An 831-nucleotide genomic window follows, 5' to 3' on the forward strand; every position below is an offset into this window, starting at 1 on the left:
CGTTCGTGGCCCGGCTGTGCCAGGAGTTCCACCAGGGCCGCGGCTTCCGGCGCGGCGTGGAGCGCATGCTGGCGGCCGCCTTCCTCGAGGACGTGCGCTACGGCCCGTTCCGCCGCGCCAACCGGACCCCGCGCCCTCTGGTGCTCCTCGACAACGCGCACACCGACGCCGGACGCGACCTGCTCGAACTGCTCCTCGACCAGCGGGCGGACAGGGGTGCCCGTGACCGGATGGTCGTGATCGCCACCGAACTGCACGGCGACGACAGCCCGGACTCCCGGGGCGACGCCCCCGACGGCGAGGACGCCCCCTACCCGGAGGCGGCACGACGCTCCCTCCCCGACATCGGCACCGACTCCGGCTGGACCCGGGAGTCCACCGCGCCCTCCGCCGGTGTGCTGCTCCTGCCGCTGCCGCCGCTGGAGTGCGAGCACCTGGAGCGGATGCTCCGACGCGACGACCACGCCTCCTTCGACCCGTACATCGCGAGCGCCCTGCACGACCTGACCCGGGGGCATCCCATGGGGGCCCGCCGACTGTGCGAGGCGGTGGTGGACCGGGCCAGCGCCGGGGAGTGGGTGGCGGCCGGGGAACTGCTCGACCTGGTCCATCCCGGAGGGGCCGGCGAGTCCGTCGTCTGGCGACTGCTCGACACGCTCGTCGGCAGTGAGAACCACGACGAACTGTGCCTGTTCTCCCTGGCCTGGGACCGGGAGGCCGCCGAGCGGCTGGCCGAGCGGTGGGTGCCCCGCCGGATCGGCGGACTGCCCGCGGCCGACGGAGCCGCCGACCGCCTGGAGCGGGAGCGGTGGTCGCGCGGACCGGGCAGCC

1 pseudogene is annotated in these 831 nt (G+C 75.2%); it reads left to right on the forward strand.

Features of this window, described 5'->3' with window-relative positions:
* Nucleotides 1-831 (forward strand): annotated as a pseudogene (locus B9S61_RS40840) (ATP-binding protein); the annotation flags it as partial.

Source organism: Streptomyces sp. SM1 (assembly GCF_002910825.1).
Taxonomy (GTDB): domain Bacteria; phylum Actinomycetota; class Actinomycetes; order Streptomycetales; family Streptomycetaceae; genus Streptomyces; species Streptomyces okerensis.